Source organism: Hydrogenophaga sp., assembly GCF_026125785.1.
Lineage (GTDB): Bacteria > Pseudomonadota > Gammaproteobacteria > Burkholderiales > Burkholderiaceae_C > Hydrogenophaga.
The window spans coordinates 14,138-28,587 of record NZ_JAHCKL010000010.1 but is presented as its reverse complement, the minus strand read 5'-3'; the positions used below and the strand labels follow the sequence as shown (position 1 = coordinate 28,587).

Below are 14,450 nucleotides of genomic sequence, written 5' to 3'. Positions count from 1 at the left end.
GGCCTTTCATGCATACATCCCTAACCGAAGAGGCCCGTGTGCAGTACCGCGTCCATCCTCCCGCCTTTCTCGACGGCAAGGCCAAGCTGCTGCTGATCGACGGCAAGCTGGTGCCGTCGGTCTCTGGCAAGACGTTCAAGACCTACAACCCGAGCACGGGCAAGGTTCTGGCCGAAGTGGCCGAAGCCGGTCGGGAAGACATCGACCGCGCGGTGGCGGCTGCGCGGCGCGCCTTCGAAGAAGGCCCGTGGAGCCGCTTCAAGCCCTTTGACCGCCAGGCCGTGCTGCTGCGCCTGGCCGATCTGGTGGAGAAGCACTTCGACGAACTGTGCCTGATCGACACCCTGGACATGGGTGGCCCCATCGCCCGCACCTCGGCCGCGCGGCGCCGCGGCGTGGCGCTGCTGCGCTACTACGCGGGCCTGGCCACGGCCACGCACGGCCACACCATCGACAACTCGGTGGACGGCGACATCTTCTCCTACACCCTCAAGGAGCCGGTGGGGGTGGTGGCGGCCATCAACCCCTGGAACGGCCCGCTGGGTCTGGCCATCTGGAAGATCGCCCCGGTGCTGGCCACGGGCTGCACCATGGTGCTCAAGCCCGCCGAGCAGGCGCCGCTGTCGCCGCTGCGCCTGGGAGAGCTGTGCCTGGAGGCGGGCGTGCCCGCTGGCGTGGTCAACATCGTCACCGGCTTCGGGGAAGCGGGCGCGGCGCTCTCCGCGCACCCCGGGGTGGACAAGATCGCCTTCACCGGCTCCACCGAAGTGGGGCAGCACATCGTGCGCGCCTCGGCGGGCAACATGAAGCGCGTCTCGGTCGAACTCGGTGGCAAGTCACCCAACATCGTCTTCGCCGATGCCGACCTAGACCAGGCGGTGCCGGGAGCGGCGATGGCGGTGTTCAACAACTCCGGGCAGATCTGCAGCGCGGGCACGCGCCTGTTCGTGCAGCGCAGCATCCACGACGAATTCGTGCAGCGCGTGGCGGCCTTTGCCAAGACGCTGCGCGTGGGCGACCCGCTGGACCCGCAGACGCAACTCGGTCCGCTGGTGAGCGACACGCAGTTGGAGCGGGTGACGGGCTACCTGGCCAGTGGCAAGGCCGAGGGGGCGCAGGCGCTCTCGGGCGGTCAGCGCATCACCGAGGGGGCGCTGGCCGATGGGTACTTCGTGGCGCCGACGATTTTCGCCAACGTGACCGACAGCATGGCGATCGCGCGGGAGGAGATCTTCGGGCCGGTGATCTCGGCGATGCCGTTCGACAGCATCGAGGAAGTGATCCGGCGGGGCAACGACACGCCCTACGGGCTGGGTGCGGGGGTGTGGACGAGGGACATCGGCAATGCGCAGAGGGTCTCGCGCGGTTTGCGCACGGGCTCGGTGTGGGTGAACTGCTACCAGGCCATGGACCCGGCGGTGCCGTTCGGGGGCTACAAGATGAGCGGCTACGGGCGCGAGTCCGGCACCGAGCACATGGAGGAGTACCTCCAGACCAAGGCCGTATGGGTCAAGAACCCACCTGAGAAACGCTGAACACGGCCAGCGCGTTCCCTGAATTTCACCCCATCCAGAAAGAGGAGACCACGATCATGCTCAACCGCCGCCAGATCATTGCCGCTTCGTCGTTGACCGCATTGGCCCCGCTGGCCCACGCGCAACAGTACCCTGTGCGCCCTATCAAACTCATCTACAACTTCGCCCCCGGAGGCCCTGGAGATGCCATCTCTCGCTACTTGGCGCAGCAGATGGGCGCAACACTAGGGCAGTCCGTGATTGTGGAGAACCGTACAGGGGGCGGTGGGGCGGTGGGCATCCTGGCCGCTGCACGCTCACCGGCCGATGGCTACAACCTGCTGTACTCTACCGTGACCGGTCTGGTCCAGGTCCCGCTGGTGACCAAGGACGAAAACTTCGATCCTTTCAGCAGCCTCATGCCGATCATGGGCGTCGGTGTGACGCCCCTGGCGATCCTGGCGCATCCCAGCGTGCCAGCGGACGACGTACCCAGTTTCCTGGCCTGGGCCCGCCAGCAGCCCAAGGGAGTAGACATCGCGGGCGCCGGTCCGATCATCGAAGTGACGACGGCACTACTGGCCCGTGAGGCCCGTTTGAATCTGGTCTATATCGGCTACCGGGGGGCCGCGCCCGCCGTACAGGCTGTGCTGGCGGGCGACGTGAAGTTCTACTTCAATACCCCATCGGCCTTGACAGCGGAGCACCTCAAGGCGGGTCGTCTAAAGGTTATCGGCGTGACAAGTGCGGAGCCCTCCAGTCTGTTTCCAGGAGGTCAACCCATCAGTCGCCATGTGCCGGGCTTCGTGCAAGAGATTGCCTTCGCGATGTTCGCGCCAGCTGGAACCCCTGCAGACGTGATGGCCAGGCTGCAGGACGCGCTGGGCAAGGTACTGTCCGAGCCAGGACTTGCCGAGCGCTTCCACGCCCAAGGCCTGTCTCTCAAGCCAACCCCCGCAGCCGATGTCATGCAGATGGCCAGACGGGAGGACGCCAGCATCCGGCGCATCCTGGAGACTACGCCGGTGAAGTTCGGCGGATGAGCCGGCCTCTCAGTCGTTGACCAGCACCACCTTGCCGCTGGTCTGGCGGCTGGTGATGCTGCGCAGCGCGGCGACGGCGTCGGCCAGCGGGTAGCTGGCCGAAACCAGCGGCTGGAATTTGCCCTCGGCGCACCAGCGCAGGATCTGTTCCAGATTCAGGCGCGCCTCGTGCCACCAGCCGTCGCGCCACACGTCGTAGCGCACACCGATCACGTCGTAGCCCTTGACCAGGGGCATGTTGATCTTGAGCGTGGGGATGCGTCCCGAGGTGAAGCCGATCACCAGGTAGCGGCCGCCCCAGCCGATGGCGCGGACCGCTTCGTCGAAGGCATCGCCACCCACCGGGTCGTACACCACATCGGCTCCTTTGCCGCCGGTCAGCTCCTTCACTTGCAGGCGCCAGTCCGGTTGCGTGTAGTCAACGGCATGGTCCGCGCCATGTTGCAGCGTGAGCGCGCGTTTCTCGGGCGTGCTGGCGGCGGCGATCACGCGCGCACCCATGGCCTTGGCCAGGTGCACCGTGGCCAGGCCCACACCGCCGGCGGCGCCGAGCACGAGCACGGTTTCGCCGGGCTGGAGCTGGCCGCGCTGCTTGAGGGCGTACAGCGTGGTGCCGTAGACCACCGGCGTGGCTGCGGCGGCCTCGAAGCTCATGGCGGGAGCGAGCGCGAACACGCGTTCCTGGGGCAGCACGATCTCCTGCGCGAAGCCACCTCCGTCCGCACGGGAGACGCCCATCACGCGGTCACCTGCCTTGAACTGCGTGACGTCTGGCGCGACCTCGGACACCACGCCAGCGGATTCGCTGCCAGGCACCCAGGGCAGTTCGGGTTTGATCTGGTGCAGGCCTTCGACCTTGAGAGAGTCCGGGAAGTTGGTGCCGGCGGCCTTGATGGCGATGCGAACCTCACCTGGGGCCAGCGGCCTGCGGGGCATGTCGATGTAGACCAGTTGGTCAACGGGGGCAAATTCGCGGCAGACGATGGCTTTCATGATTCATCCTTTAAATGGTCAGTCCATTTTAAATCCATTGGCGCGGAACCGGGACGAAGCCCCCTTCCTAAGCCTCCTCTAACTCTGGCGGCGCACAGTGGCGGCATGTCCAACCTGTTCTTGCTCAAGGAGCTCTCATGAAAACCTTGTCTCTCACCGCGACGCGTCTGGTGCTCTCCCTGGCCGCAGCGGGCATTGTGGGTGGCGCCAGCGTCGGTCTGGCCACGGGCCGGCATGCCAGTGCCGCCGCGCCGGTGGCCGCCGTGCAGCAGGCGGCCGTGCCCACCGTCGCCATGCCGGACTTCTCGCAGATCGCGCAGCGCCATGGCGCCGCCGTGGTCAACATCAGCGTGGTCGGCAAGACGCCCGCGCAGGGCGAGCAGCGCGCCGATGCCGGCCGCCTGCCGCCAGGGGTCGACCCCAATGACCCGTTCTTCGAGTTCTTCAAGCGCTTCCAGATGCCGGGTGGTCAGGGCAATGGCGCCGGGCGCGAGGTGCCGGAGCGTGGCCAGGGGTCGGGTTTCATCGTCAGTGCCGATGGCTTGATCCTCACGAACGCCCACGTGGTGCACAACGCGCAGCGCGTGACCGTCAAGCTGACCGACCGGCGCGAGTTCGTCGCCAAGGTGCTGGGCAGCGACCCCAAGACCGATGTGGCCGTGCTCAAGATCGAGGCCAAGGACCTGCCCGTCGTGCCGCTGGGCAGCACGCGTGATTTGAAGGTGGGGGAATGGGTGCTGGCCATCGGCTCGCCTTTCGGCTTCGAGAACAGCGTGACCGCGGGTGTGGTGAGTGCCAAGGGCCGTTCGCTGCCGGACGACAGCATGGTGCCCTTCATCCAGACCGACGTGGCGGTCAATCCAGGCAATTCCGGAGGGCCGTTGTTCAACTCGCGTGGCGAGGTCGTCGGCATCAACTCGCAGATCTACAGCCGCACCGGAGGCTACCAGGGCCTGTCGTTTGCCATCCCGATGGAGACCGTGCTCAAGGTCAAGGACGAGATCGTGGCGCACGGCAAGGTGAGCCATGCCCGCCTGGGCGTGGCGGTCCAGGAGATCAACCAGACGCTGGCCGAGTCCTTCCGCCTCGACAGGCCCGAGGGCGCGCTGGTCAGCAGCGTGGAGCCCGGTGGGCCCGCGGACAAGGCTGGCCTGAAGGTGGGCGACGTGGTCCGCCAGGTCAACGGCCAGGCCATCGTGGGCTCCGGCGATCTGCCGACGCTCATCGGCCAGGCCAAACCCGGCGAACAGGTGCGGCTCAATGTCTGGCGTGACGGCAAGGATCTCGCCCTGAATGCGCGCCTGGGCGATGCGGCCGACACCGGCGTGAAGACCGCGCGCGCGGACAACCCGGCCGACCAGGGCCGCCTGGGCCTCGCGCTGCGGCCGCTGGCGCCGCAGGAGCGGCGCGAGGCGGGCGTGAGCGGCGGGCTGCTGGTGGAAGACGCCCAGGGCCCGGCCGCGCTGGCGGGCGTACAGCCAGGCGATGTGCTGCTGGCGGTGAACGGCGAGTCGGTGCAGAACGTGGAGCAGGTGCGGGCGTTGCTCGATGGTTCGCGCAAGTCGCTGGCGCTGCTGATCCAGCGCGACGGCGACCAGATCTTCGTGCCGGTGCGCCTGGGCTGAGAACCCCGAAAGCCCGCCCTCGCGGCGGGTGGCGCCCACAGGACAGGGGCGCTGGGCGGATGCGTCTATGATCCTGGGCCGCCCCGTTGCAGCCCAGGCCCCACGGGCCGCCGCTCCCAGCTCCCATGTCTTCTCCATCCGACCTCACTCCCGATGGCCGCGTCGAAGCCGGCCCAGCCGCTCCCGAAGCGCCCGCCAGCGACGAAAACACCCGGGTGCCCCTGCGCATCGAGGACTGGCTCACCGTCATCTCGATGGCACTGCTGGCGCTGATCACGTTCGCCAACGTCATCGTGCGCTACTTCACCGACCAGTCCTTCGCCTGGACGGAGGAGTTTTCCGTCTTCCTCATGATCGTGCTCACCCTGGTGGCCAGTTCGGCCGCCGTGGCACGGCACCGCCATATCCGCATCGAGTTCATCGCCGACGCCGGTTCGCCGCGCCGGCGCCACCTGCTGGCACTCTGGGGCGCGCTGGCCATGGCCCTGCTGTTCCTGCTGATGGCGGGGCTGAGTGTGCGCATGGTCTGGGACCACTACGTCTATGAGGAAATCTCTCCCGGGCTGGGGCTGCCGCAGTGGTGGTACTCGGTCTGGCTGCCGGTGTTGTCGCTGGCCATCGCGTTGCGTGCCCTGGGGCGCTTCAACCGTCTGCGCAAGGCGGGTCCCCAGCCATGATCGCGGCGCTGCTGTTCCTCATCTTCCTGCTCGCGATGTTCGCGGGCGTGCCCATCGCCGCCTCGCTCGGGCTGGCCGGGGCCGCCGCCATTGCCCTGGCCGATCACAGCGCGCAATGGTTCGGTTTGCTCGCGGTGCCGCAGAACTTCTACGCCGGCCTGGGCAAGTACCCGCTGCTGGCGATCCCGATGTTCGTGCTGGTGGGCTCCATCTTCGACCGCTCGGGCGTGGCCTCGCGTCTGGTGCGCTTTGCCATGTCCATCGTGGGCCACGGCCCCGGCATGCTGCCGTTGGTGGCCATCGTGGTGGCCATGTTCCTGGGGGGCATCTCGGGCTCTGGGCCCGCCACGGCTGCCGCCGTGGGCGCCGTGATGATTGCCGCCATGAAGCGTGCCGGCTACCCCGATGCCTACTCCGCCAGCGTGGTGGGCGCGGCCGCCGCCACCGACATCCTCATTCCTCCCTCGGTGGCGTTCATCGTCTACTCGGTGCTGGTGCCGGGCGCGCCGGTGCCGGCGCTGTTTGCCGCAGGCATGGTGCCGGGCCTGCTCGTTGGCCTGGCCCTGGTGGTGCCGGCGGTCTGGCTTGCGCGTCGCCACGGCATGGGCCAGCGCGAGGGTGAGCTCGAACGCCCGCCGTTCTGGTCCAGCCTGCGCGAGGCCTCCTGGGGCTTGGCCGCTCCCGTGCTCATTCTCGGAGGCATGCGCATGGGCTGGTTCACGCCGACCGAAGCCGCGGTGGTGGCTGTGTTCTATGGCTTGTTCATTGGCATGGTGGTCCACCGCACGATCCGCGTGCGTGACCTCTTCGACATCTTTCGCGAGGCGGGAGAACTCTCCGCCGTGATTCTCATTGTCGTCTCCCTGGCAGGTATCTTTGCCTTCTCGCTGTCCACACTGGGCGTCATCGATCCCATCACCCAGGCCATCGTGCACTCGGGGCTGGGCGAGATCGGCGTGATGCTGCTCATCATCCTGCTCCTCACGTTCGCGGGCATGTTCCTCGACGGCATCTCCATCTTCCTGATCTTCGTGCCGCTGCTCATGCCCATCGCACAGCACTTTCAGTGGGACATGGTGTGGTTCGGCGTGGTCCTTACCATGATGGTCGCCCTGGGTCAGTTCACGCCGCCGCTGGCGGTCAATCTGATGGTGTCCTGCCGCATTGCGAAGGTGCGCATTGAAGACACTGTTCGCTGGGTCGGCTGGATGGTCGTCGCCATGCTGTGCGTGACCATTCTGGTGGTGGCCTTCCCGCAGCTTGCGCTGTGGCTTCCCACCCGGCTGGGCTACTGAGGCGCGCGAGCGGCCTCGTCATTTTTCAACCAAGGAGACACGAGATGAAACTGCGTTCCTTCCTCACCACCCTGGCCGTCACGGCCGCCACGCTGGCATTGGGAACAGGCACCGCCCTGGCCCAGCAGCAGCCCTACAAGGCCGAGTACCGCATGTCGCTGGTGCTGGGCACCGCCTTCCCATGGGGCAAGAGCGGCGAGATCTGGGCCAACCTCGTGCGCGAGCGCACGCAGGGCCGCATCAACATCAAGCTCTATCCAGGCGTGTCGCTGCTACAGGGTGACCAGACGCGCGAGTTCAGCGGCCTGCGCCAGGGCGTGATCGACCTCGCCGTCGGTTCGACCATCAACTGGTCGCCGCAGGTGCGCCAGCTCAACCTGTTCTCCATGCCCTTCCTGATGCCCGACTTCGCCGCCATCGATGCGCTGACCTCGGGTGAGGTGGGTGCCCAGCTCTTCAAGGACATCGAGCGCGCGGGCGCGGTGCCGCTGGCATGGGGTGAGAACGGCTACCGCGAGATCTCCAACTCCAAGCACGCCATCAAGTCACCGGCCGACCTCAAGGGCCTGAAGATCCGCGTGGTCGGCTCGCCGCTGTTCCTCGACACCTTCACCGCGCTGGGCGCCAACCCCACGCAGATGAGCTGGGCCGATGCCCAGCCCGCCATGGCCAGCCGTGCCGTGGACGGCCAGGAGAACCCGCTGTCGGTGTTCCTCGCGGCCAAGCTGCCTTCGGTGGAGCAGAAGCACCTCACCCTGTGGGGCTACGTCGCCGATCCGCTGATCTTCGTCGTCAACAAGGACGTGTGGGCGAGCTGGAGCGAGGCCGACCGCGCCATTGTCAAGCAGGCCGCCATCGAGGCCGGCAAGGAGGGCAAGGCGCTGGCGCGCAAGGGTCTGGTCGAACCTGGCAAGCCGCTGGTCAAGCAGCTCACCGACATGGGCGTGACCGTCACCGAACTGACGCCCGAGCAGCGCGCCGAGTTCGTCAAGGTGACGCGCCCGGTCTATGAGAAGTGGAAGAAGCAGATCGGTGCCGACCTCGTGACCAAGGCCGAGAAGGCCGTGGCCGCCCGCAAGTGAACTGAGCCGCGATCACCCCAAACCCCGCCTGCGCGGGGTTTTTTGTTCGGGGAATCAGTCCACCTGCGCGCCCGACAGCTTGACCATGCGCTCGTACTTCGCACGCTCGCGCTTCATGAAGTCGTCGAACTGCTCGGGCGTGCTGGGTGCGGGCTCGGCCAGCAACTGGGCGAAGCGGGTCTTCACCTCGGGCGAGTTCAGTGCTGCGTTGAAGGCCGTATTGAGCTTGCGCACGGTCTCGGCCGGCGTGCCCGCTGGCGCGATCAGCCCCCACCAGGTGTCGATGTCGAAGCCCGGCAGTGTGGCGGCGACGGTGGGGACATCAGGCATCACGCTGCTGCGCTGTTGCGTGGTCATGGCCAGCGCCTTGAGTTTGCCCGAGCGGATGTTGGCCGCGGCGGTGGCGAGGTTGTCGAAGTTGAAATCGACCTGCCCCGAAAGCAGCCCCAACTGCGCCGGGTTGCCGCCGTTGTAGGGGATGTGCACCGCGAAGATGCCGGCCTGGTTCTTGAACAGTTCGCCAGCCAGGTGGCCGGCGCTGCCGTTGCCACCGGAGCCGTAGTTGAGCTTGCCGGGGTTGGCCTTGCCGTAGGCGATCAGGTCCGCCACGGTCTGGATCTTCAGGCGGCTGGCGGTGTCGGCGTTCATCACCAGCACATTGGGCACACGCAGCATCTGCGTGATGGCGGCGAAGTCCCTGGCCGGGTCGTAGGGCAGTTGCTTGAACAGCCAGGGGTTGATGCCGTGCGAGGCGGTGGTGGCGATGCCCAGCGTCAGGCCGTCGGCGGGGGCTTTGGCCACGGCGCTCACGCCGATGTTGCCGCCGGCACCGGGCCGGTTCTCCACAATCACCGTGCCCAGCGTGCCCTTGACGGCTTCCGCCAGGATGCGGGCAGTCACGTCGATCGGTCCGCCGGGGGCGAAAGGCACGACGATGCGTGTGGGGTTGGCCTGCGCCCAGGTCAGGCCGGGCACGGCAAGACTGGTGGCGGTGGCGGCGAGGGCCTGGATCACGTGGCGGCGGCTGCTCATGGTGGTGTCTCCTGATGGGCTGGCGGGAAAGATCAGGCCGCCTTGTCGGCGGCGCTCGTGAAGGAATCCGCGAAGAAGGCCTCTTCCGGCAGACCGGCCTTCTCGACGTAGTCGCGCCTGGCCGACTCCACCACGATGGGGGCTCCGCAGGCATACACCTCATGGCCAGACAGGTCAGGGAAGTCCTGCAGCACGGCCATGTGCACGAAGCCGGTGCGGCCGGTCCAGGCGTCCTCGGGCAATGCGTCGGAGACCACCGGCACATAGCGCAGGTTCGGCATCTCGGCCAGGCGGGCCTCGATCCAGGCGCTCTGGTAGAGGTCGGCCGGGCGGCGACCACCCCAGTACAGCGTGGCGGGCCGCGTGATGCCCTTGTGCTGCATGTGCTCCACGATCGCCTTGATCGGCGCGAAGCCGGTGCCCGAGGCCAGCAGCACGATGGGTTTGTTGCTGTCCTCGCGCAGGAAGAAGCTGCCGTAAGGGCCTTCGATGCGCAGGATGTCCTTTTCCTTCATGGCGCCGAACACGTGGTCGGTGAACTTGCCACCGGGCATGTGGCGCAGATGCAGTTCCAGGCCCGGCTGCTCGGCCTGCGTGTGCGGCGCATTGGCCATGGAATAGCTGCGGCGGTCGCCGTCGCGCAGCAGGAATTCGACGTACTGGCCCGCGTGGTACTGGAAGCGGTCGGCGGCCGGCAGTTGCAGGCGCAGCACGATCACATCGTGCGAGGCGCGCTCCATCGAGGCCACGCGAACCGGCATCTTCTTGATGGGAAAGGCGCCGGCCTCCGTCACCTGGCGCGACTCCAGCACCACGTCCGTCTGGGCCACGCCGCAGCAGGTGAGCACAAAGCCCGCCGCCTCCTCTTCCGGACTCAGCGCCTTGGCCTGGTGCGGGCCGTGCACCACGCTGCCTTCGAGCAACCTGCATTTGCAGGAACCGCAGGCGCCGTCCTTGCAGCCATAGGGCAGGCCAATGCCCTGGCGTATACCCGCGGCCAGCATGGCCTCCTGCGGCTCGGCAGTGAAAGTGCGCCCACTGGGCTGGACGGTGATCGTGAATGTCATACTGGCAAATCTCTAACGGGTACGGGTCTGCGCGCGCAGCAACCGGCCATTGTCTCAAATCCGGATATTGCATGAGCCTCACTGGCGCCTTGCCCGCACGCTTCCGGCGTGAACGGGTTCTTATCATCGGCTGCGGCGACGTGGGTCTTCGCGCGGCCCGTGTGCTGGGCCAGCCGCAGCGCGTGCGCGTGCTGGCCCTGACCTCCAGCCCCGAGCGTGCACCCCTGCTGCGCGAGCAGGGCATCACCCCGCTGCGGGGCAACCTGGACGACCCCGCGGACCTGCGCCGGCTGGCCGGCCTGGCCACGCGCGTGCTTCACCTGGCGCCGCCGCCTTCGGGGGACATGCCCGACTGGCGGCTGGACACGCGCACCCGTGCCCTGACGCGGGCGTTGGCGCAGCGCTCCCCGCCGCTGTCGCTGGTGTATGGGTCCACCAGCGGTGTGTATGGGGATGCGCAGGGCCGATGGGTGAGCGAGGCCATGCCCGCCCAGCCCCGCACGCCACGCGCCTGGCGCCGCGTTGATGCCGAGGCATCGGTGCACTGGCTGGGCCGCGCGCTGGGCGTGCGGACCAGCGTGCTGCGCATTCCGGGCATCTATGCGCCCGATCGCCCAGGGGGGACGCCGCGTGAACGGCTGCAGCGCGGCACACCCGTGCTGCGGCCGGAAGACGACGTGTACACCAACCACATCCACGCAGATGATCTGGCGCGCGCCTGTGTGCTCGCGCTCTGGCGGGGGCGGCCGCAGCGCAACATCAATGTGGTGGACGACACCGAGTTGAAGATGGGCGACTACTTCGACCTGGCCGCCGACCTCTATGGCCTCCCGCGTCCGCCACGGCTGGACCGCGTGTCGGCGAACGACCAGTTGCCGCTGATGCTGCTGAGCTTCATGAGCGAGTCGCGTCGACTGCGCAACCAGCGCATGAAGGACGAGTTGCGCCTGCGCCTGCACCATCCCACGGTGGCGCAGGGGCTGCGCTCGGGCGCGCGCTGAGGCCGCGCCAACGGGGCAAAAACGGGCGAAAAAAAACCGCGCAGCGGCGCGGTGGTGTCTGTCGATGGTGGTGCCCGGGGTCGGAATCGAACCGACACTCCTTTCGGAACCGGATTTTGAGTCCGGCGCGTCTACCAATTTCACCACCCGGGCGTTGCCAAACGGCAGCCCGAAATTATGGCACAGTGGCGCCATGAAATACCCGACGATTGAAGACGCCATCGGCAACACGCCCCTGGTGGCGCTGCAGCGCATCGGCGCTGCCGACAACGCCCGGCGCGGCAACGTGATCCTGGGCAAGCTGGAAGGGAACAACCCTGCGGGCTCGGTGAAGGACCGGCCCGCGCTGTCCATGATCCGGCGCGCCGAAGAGCGCGGCGACATCCAGCCCGGCGACACGCTGATCGAGGCCACCTCGGGCAACACCGGGATCGCGCTGGCCATGGCCGCAGCGATCAAGGGCTACCGGATGGTGCTGATCATGCCCGAGGACCTGTCGATCGAACGCGCGCAGACCATGAAGGCCTTCGGTGCCGAACTCATCCTCACGCCCAAGAGCGGTGGCATGGAGTCCGCCCGCGACCTGGCCGACCGCATGGTGGCCGACGGCAAGGGCCGCGTGCTCGACCAGTTCGCCAACGAGGACAACCCGCGCGTGCACTACGAGGCCACGGGCCCCGAGATCTGGCGGCAGACCGAAGGCCGCATCACCCACTTCGTGAGCGCCATGGGCACCACCGGCACCATCACCGGCGTTTCCCGCTTCCTCAAGGAACAGAACCCGGCGGTGCGCATCATCGGCGCGCAGCCCAGCGAGGGCTCGCGCATCCCCGGTATCCGCAAGTGGCCCGCGGAGTACCTGCCCCGGATCTACGACCCCAGCCGGGTCGACGAACTGGTGTACGTGGACCAGACCGATGCCGAAGAGATGTGCCGCCAGCTCGCACGCGAGGAAGGCATCTTCGGCGGCATCTCGGCCGCCGGCGCCTGCTGGGTGGCGCAGCAGATCGCGCGCCAAGTGGAGAATGCCACCATCGTTTTCATCGTCTGCGACCGGGGCGACCGCTACCTGTCCACCGGCGTGTTTCCGGCCTGAGGCAGCCATGAACAGCAGCAACTACCGTTTCTGTCCGCAGTGCGCCCATCCGCTGGCGATGCTGGGCCTGGAAGAGGACAGCGGCCTCGTCGAACGCTTGCGCTGCGCCGCCTGCGGCTTCACCCACTGGAACAACCCGACGCCGGTGCTGGCCGGCATCGTGGAGCTGGATGGGCGCATCCTGCTGGCGCGCAATGCCGCCTGGACCAACCCGGACATGTACGCGCTGATCACCGGTTTCATGGAGGCCGGCGAGACGCCCGAGGATGGCATTCGCCGCGAGATCGCCGAGGAGACCTCGCTGGTGGTGGACGAGCTCTCGCTGGTGGCGGTGCACGATTTCCAGCGCATGAACCAGGTCATCATCACCTACCATGCCCGCGCGCACGGCACGGTGAAGCTCTCGCCCGAGCTGGTGGACTACCGCCTCTCTCCGCCCGAAGAGGTGCGCTGCTGGCGTGCCGGTACCGGCCTGGCGCTGGCCCAGTGGCTGCGCGGGCGCGGCATAGAGCCGCGGTTCCGGGACGATCCGCCACGCCCGGTCGCCGCGAGTCCGGCCACCTGAACCGGCCAGCGGCGTGGCCGCGGGTTGCGGGCCCGCCGTGCCTGCGCGCGGCGGGCGTCACGCTTAGAATGTCGGCAACCCAGGAATACCCCCCCATGAATGCTGACCGAGAACTCGACGCCCGCGGGCTGAACTGCCCCCTGCCCATCCTGAAAGCCAAGAAGGCCCTGGCCGACATGCTCAGTGGCCAGACGCTCAAGGTCATTGCCACCGACGCGGGTTCGGTGCGGGACTTCCAGGCTTTCGCCAAGCAGACCGGCAATGTGCTGGTCGAACAGCAGACGCTGGGTGGCGAGCACATCACCGTGCTCAAACGCCGCTGACCGCTCCTTCCTTCTTTTTTTCCACCCACTTCCCTCAAGCACCATGGAAGTCCTGTTGCTGGATCCGCTCGTGCCCGAGGCGCTGGCCTGGCTGCAGGAACGCTACGAGGTGAGTTTCCGCCCTGAACTGGCCGACGACCCGCCGGAGCTGCGCAAGAGCACGTACAAGACGCGTGCCATCGTGCTGCCGCCGCATGTGGTGGTGTCGCACGAATTTCTCGACTTCGCGCCCAAGCTGGAGATCATCGCGCGCATGCAGATCTCCAGCGACAACACCGACCTGGACGCTTGTGCGCGGCGCAACGTGCGGGTGCTGCAGGCGCGCAGCGCCACGGTGCGCTCCAATGCCGAGTACCTGCTCTACGGCCTGCTGATGCTCTACCGCAGGGGCATGATCAGCGCGCTGCTGGGGCGCAAGATCTCGCAGGTGCGCATGGGCCGTGAACTCGCGGGCAGCACGGTGGGCTTGCTCGGCCTGGCGCCGGTGGCCCACACGCTGGCGCCCATGCTGCGCAGCCTGGGCGTGCGCCTGCTGGGCTACGACCCGGCGGTGCACCACGCGGCGGACATCTGGGACAAGCTCAAGGTCGAGCCCGTCTCGTTGCAGGAGTTGCTGAGCCACTCGGACGCGATCTCGCTGCAGATGGTGTACGCCTCTCGCTTCAAGGGATGGATCAATGAGCGCCTGCTCAACCACTGCAAGCCCGGGCAGCTCTGGGTGGGCGTGAGCCGGAGTTCCCTGTTCGACCCGGAAGCTTTGGCACTGGCGCTGTGCGACGGTCGCATCGACGCCTGCTTGCTCGATGGTGCGAATCCGCAGTTCGCGGCCGAAGGGACGGCGCTGCACGGTATTCCCAACCTGCACCTGACCCCGCGCCTGGGCTCGCACACGCGCGAGGCCAAGCTGCGCGCGAGCTGGTATGTGGCCCACCGCATCCACGAGACGCTCACGCCGGGGGCGGTGGCTCAGACCGACGCCCGCACCACCGACTTCTCCATGCTGGACAACCTGGACTACCAGGAGCCGGGCGATCCACAGACGGTCACGCCGTCGCAGTGGAGTTCGATCGCCTTGCACAGGAACTGAGCTCTCGCGCCGCCGGGCGGCGCCCTACTTGTGCACATGGCGCGGCATCC

At 67.5% G+C, this 14,450-nt stretch carries 14 protein-coding genes and 1 tRNA gene; 11 read left to right on the top strand and 4 right to left on the bottom strand.

Features of this window, described 5'->3' with window-relative positions; all coding sequences use genetic code 11:
• Nucleotides 1-8: 8 nt before the first annotated feature.
• Both KIT53_RS11450 and KIT53_RS11445 read left to right on the top strand, forming a co-directional pair.
• Nucleotides 9-1,535 carry an aldehyde dehydrogenase family protein gene (locus KIT53_RS11450; RefSeq protein ID WP_297752350.1) on the top strand — a complete coding sequence of 509 codons (1,527 nt, stop codon included), beginning with the start codon at nt 9-11 and terminating at the stop codon, nt 1,533-1,535.
• Nucleotides 1,536-1,591: 56 nt separating this feature from the next.
• Complete coding sequence (locus KIT53_RS11445) at nt 1,592-2,557, top strand: tripartite tricarboxylate transporter substrate binding protein (RefSeq protein ID WP_297752348.1); 966 nt, start codon at nt 1,592-1,594, stop codon at nt 2,555-2,557.
• Between the two features lie 9 nt (nt 2,558-2,566).
• Here the strand turns inward: KIT53_RS11445 and KIT53_RS11440 are convergent, their stop codons facing one another.
• Complete coding sequence (locus KIT53_RS11440) at nt 2,567-3,550, bottom strand: NADPH:quinone oxidoreductase family protein (RefSeq protein ID WP_297752345.1); 984 nt, start codon at nt 3,548-3,550, stop codon at nt 2,567-2,569.
• 137 nt (nt 3,551-3,687) lie between these two features.
• On the opposite strand from KIT53_RS11440, the gene KIT53_RS11435 reads away from it, so the two are divergent.
• The 4 genes from KIT53_RS11435 (at nt 3,688) to KIT53_RS11420 (ending at nt 8,229) form a co-directional block, all read left to right on the top strand.
• Nucleotides 3,688-5,175 carry a DegQ family serine endoprotease gene (locus KIT53_RS11435; RefSeq protein ID WP_297752341.1) on the top strand — a complete coding sequence of 496 codons (1,488 nt, stop codon included), beginning with the start codon at nt 3,688-3,690 and terminating at the stop codon, nt 5,173-5,175.
• Nucleotides 5,176-5,300: 125 nt separating this feature from the next.
• A complete protein-coding gene (locus tag KIT53_RS11430; protein ID WP_297752338.1) occupies nt 5,301-5,852 on the top strand; it encodes a TRAP transporter small permease in 552 nt (183 codons plus the stop codon).
• Complete coding sequence (locus KIT53_RS11425) at nt 5,849-7,147, top strand: TRAP transporter large permease (protein WP_297752335.1); 1,299 nt, start codon at nt 5,849-5,851, stop codon at nt 7,145-7,147. Before KIT53_RS11430 ends, KIT53_RS11425 begins: the two co-directional genes overlap by 4 nt.
• 44 nt (nt 7,148-7,191) lie before the next feature.
• The gene (locus tag KIT53_RS11420; protein ID WP_297752331.1) at nt 7,192-8,229 is read left to right on the top strand and encodes a DctP family TRAP transporter solute-binding subunit; all 1,038 of its coding nucleotides are present in this window, start codon (nt 7,192-7,194) and stop codon (nt 8,227-8,229) included.
• A gap of 54 nt (nt 8,230-8,283) precedes the next feature.
• Here the strand turns inward: KIT53_RS11420 and KIT53_RS11415 are convergent, their stop codons facing one another.
• Nucleotides 8,284-9,261, bottom strand: a complete 978-nt coding sequence (locus KIT53_RS11415) for a tripartite tricarboxylate transporter substrate binding protein (RefSeq protein ID WP_297752328.1) — start codon at nt 9,259-9,261, stop codon at nt 8,284-8,286.
• Between the two features lie 32 nt (nt 9,262-9,293).
• Nucleotides 9,294-10,328 (bottom strand): CDP-6-deoxy-delta-3,4-glucoseen reductase, encoded by a 1,035-nt coding sequence (locus tag KIT53_RS11410; RefSeq protein WP_297752326.1) that lies wholly within the window; start codon nt 10,326-10,328, stop codon nt 9,294-9,296.
• A gap of 71 nt (nt 10,329-10,399) precedes the next feature.
• Here KIT53_RS11410 and KIT53_RS11405 point away from each other — a divergent pair, with 71 nt between their 5' ends.
• Nucleotides 10,400-11,329, top strand: a complete 930-nt coding sequence (locus KIT53_RS11405; protein ID WP_297752323.1) for an SDR family oxidoreductase — start codon at nt 10,400-10,402, stop codon at nt 11,327-11,329.
• Nucleotides 11,330-11,397: 68 nt separating this feature from the next.
• On the opposite strand, the gene KIT53_RS11400 is transcribed toward KIT53_RS11405, so the two are convergent.
• A tRNA-Leu gene (locus KIT53_RS11400) sits at nt 11,398-11,482 on the bottom strand.
• 40 nt (nt 11,483-11,522) lie between these two features.
• On the opposite strand from KIT53_RS11400, the gene cysM reads away from it, so the two are divergent.
• The 4 genes from cysM (at nt 11,523) to KIT53_RS11380 (ending at nt 14,400) form a co-directional block, all read left to right on the top strand.
• Complete coding sequence (gene cysM, locus KIT53_RS11395) at nt 11,523-12,425, top strand: cysteine synthase CysM (protein ID WP_297752320.1); 903 nt, start codon at nt 11,523-11,525, stop codon at nt 12,423-12,425.
• A 7-nt stretch (nt 12,426-12,432) separates the two neighbouring features.
• The gene (locus tag KIT53_RS11390) at nt 12,433-12,990 is read left to right on the top strand and encodes an NUDIX hydrolase (protein ID WP_297752317.1); all 558 of its coding nucleotides are present in this window, start codon (nt 12,433-12,435) and stop codon (nt 12,988-12,990) included.
• A 95-nt stretch (nt 12,991-13,085) separates the two neighbouring features.
• A complete protein-coding gene (locus KIT53_RS11385) occupies nt 13,086-13,313 on the top strand; it encodes a sulfurtransferase TusA family protein (RefSeq protein WP_297752314.1) in 228 nt (75 codons plus the stop codon).
• Nucleotides 13,314-13,356: 43 nt separating this feature from the next.
• Complete coding sequence (locus tag KIT53_RS11380; RefSeq protein WP_297752311.1) at nt 13,357-14,400, top strand: NAD(P)-dependent oxidoreductase; 1,044 nt, start codon at nt 13,357-13,359, stop codon at nt 14,398-14,400.
• Nucleotides 14,401-14,450: the final 50 nt, after the last annotated feature.